This is a genomic window from Halomonas sp. 25-S5, from assembly GCF_029889845.1.
Lineage (GTDB): Bacteria > Pseudomonadota > Gammaproteobacteria > Pseudomonadales > Halomonadaceae > Halomonas.
The window spans coordinates 1-2,479 of sequence record NZ_JARANV010000052.1 but is presented as its reverse complement, the minus strand read 5'-3'; the positions used below and the strand labels follow the sequence as shown (position 1 = coordinate 2,479).

4 protein-coding genes are annotated in these 2,479 nt (G+C 61.5%); all 4 read left to right on the top strand.

Annotation, left to right across the window (positions count from 1 at the left end):
* On the top strand, window positions 1–569 hold a 569-nt coding region (locus tag OP498_RS18220), incomplete at its 5' end, for an aldo/keto reductase (protein WP_280554774.1).
* Window positions 566–946 (top strand): carboxymuconolactone decarboxylase family protein, encoded by a 381-nt coding sequence (locus tag OP498_RS18215; RefSeq protein ID WP_112053164.1) that lies wholly within the window; start codon window positions 566–568, stop codon window positions 944–946. The genes OP498_RS18220 and OP498_RS18215, both read left to right, overlap by 4 nt.
* Window positions 947–975: 29 nt before the next feature.
* Complete coding sequence (locus OP498_RS18210) at window positions 976–2,163, top strand: MFS transporter (RefSeq protein WP_112053163.1); 1,188 nt, start codon at window positions 976–978, stop codon at window positions 2,161–2,163.
* Window positions 2,164–2,214: 51 nt separating this feature from the next.
* A partial coding sequence (locus tag OP498_RS18205; RefSeq protein WP_280554771.1) for a transposase family protein occupies window positions 2,215–2,479 on the top strand: 265 nt, incomplete at its 3' end.

Sequence of the window (2,479 nt, the reverse complement as noted above, 5' to 3'; positions counted from 1 at the left end):
CGCGGTTGGTCAAGGCCGGCAAGATTGCCCGCATCGGTCTATGCGAGGTCAGCGCTGAAACGCTGCGCCGGGCCCATGCAGTACACCCGATCACAGCGGTGCAGACCGAATATTCGCTATGGGCCCGCGATGTAGAGCACGAAGTGCTACCGACCTGCCGCGAGTTGGGAATCGGTTTCGTGCCCTATTCGCCGCTCGGCCGCGGGTTCTTGACCGGCCGGTTTCAGGACACGACTGAGTTCAACGATGGTGACTTCCGCACCAACCTACCGCGTTTCGCAGAAGGAGCAATTCGTACCAACCGCCGGATCGCCGACGTGATCGCCGAGATTGCCGCGCAGAAGGGCTGTAGCCCGGCACAGCTTTCGCTGGCCTGGCTCTTGTCCAAGGGGCTCGACATTGTGCCGATCCCTGGCACAAAGCAACTGCGCTACCTTGAGGAGAATGCGGCGGCGACGCAGATCACGCTTAGCTTGGAGGAACAGCAGCAGCTCGAAACGGAGACCGCATGCCTGCCGGTTATGGGCGAACGCTACACTCCAGAGGGCATGAAGGGGGTGAACGCATGAGTACCACAGCCTCCGATCGCCGCGCGCTGGCATTGGCGCTGCTTGAACGGCTCGAGCCCGGTGCGCCTGGACGTGTGGCGAAAAATCTCGATGATTTTCACCCCGAAGCGACCGAGATACTGCTGGGTTTCTCGTTCACCGACGTGGTCGCACGCGATGGGATGCCACTGAAGACCCGCGAGATGCTGACCATCGCCATGCTGGCGGCAATGGGCACGGCGCCGGGCCAGCTCGAGTTTCACATGCGCGCGGCACTGAACACCGGAGTCACCCGCGAGGAGATCGTCGAGGTTGTCCTGCAGGTAGCGGTCTACGCGGGCATTCCCGCAGCGATGAATGCCATTACGGCGGCCAAATCCGCCTTCACGCCCCGCTGATCCGGCGGGCAAGGAGAAAGGGTTCTGACATGTCTGCTCAAACTACGACCTGGCGCGACTGGGTTGCCGTAACGGCGCTTGGCGTCGGCAGTTTTACCATCGTTACCACCGAGCTTGCGCCGATCGGGTTGCTCTCTGGCATCGGGAGCGATCTCGGGACGCCCACCTCACAGGCCGGGCTGATTGTGACTCTCTATGCCTGGATCGCTGTGGCTGCAGCGCTGTTTTCGGCTGTCGTGCTGTCCCGCATGCCGCGTCGACCGCTTCTGGTTGCCCTGATGTTGATCCTGGCTCTATCCAGCGGCGTTGCCGCCATGGCAGAGACCTTTCCCGCGCTGATGGGCGCGCGGGTGATCGGTGCGCTTTCTCATGGCGCCTTCTGGGCAATGATCGGTACTGTTGGCGCACAGCTCGTGCCGCCCCACCGCGTTGGCCTGGCCACTTCGATCATATTCGGGGGCGTCTCGGCTGCCAGCGTGCTGGGTGTACCGCTGGCCAACCTGATCGGTACCGTCGAGGGCTGGCGTGGTGCCTTTGCCTGCGTCGCCGCACTGTCCTTCGCCGTCGCGGCGGTGTGCTTTATCACCTTGCCGAAACTGCCAGGGAGCGAAGGTGTCGGTGTCGCCGCAATGGGCCGCGTTCTGTCGAACCCGCGGTTCCTGCGCATCTTTGCTGCAACGGTGCTTGCGATTACCGCTCATTTCATGGCTTTCACCTATATTGAGCCCTACCTTGGTGCGCAAAGCGGCATAACGCCATCAGCGATCGCCCCGCTGCTCTTTGCGTTTGGTGGAGCTGGGCTGGCAGCCAACGTCGTGACCGGCAGCCTGATCGACCGCAGGCTCAAATCTGTTCTACTGGTCGCGCTCTGCCTGGCCTCGGTGGCGTTGTGGCTGCTGTCCACGTTGGCAGATGTGCTCGGGCTGCCGGGCACGACGCTAATGCTGATCCTTTGGGGTGGTGCAATCGCCGCTGTTCTGGTGGGGTTCCAGACTTGGATCCTCAAGGAAGCGGGCGCTGACGCGCTGCCGGCCTCTGCAATCTACGTGGCGATTTTCAACGGCGCGATCGGACTTGGCGCAATATTGGGGGCCTCTGTCCTTACGTTGGCCGGTCTCTCAAAGATCTTTTTGATCGCGGCCACGGCAACAGCAATGGGGACGCTCGCTATCGTGCTGCTAGCTTCTCCGGCTACAGTTCCCGAATCTGCAGAATAGGCTGGTCACGCTCTTTCCTTCTTCGACAAGCTGGACAAAAGAGGAGACTATGTGACCGGTCTGCCAGACAATATCCTCCATCTTCCGGAATACCACATCCTAGGAACGAAGGTAGAGGAGCACGATCTCCACTTCAAGATTGAAGCTCCTCACCCTATAGCCTGTGAGGAGTGCGGCGTAGAGGGTGAATTTGTCAGGTTTGGCAAGCGCGACGTCGCGTACCGCGATCTTCCTCTCCACGGAAAGCGGGTCACCCTTTGGGTGGTCCGCCGCCGCTATACATGCCGTGCGTGCGGGAGGACATTCCGGCCTGGGC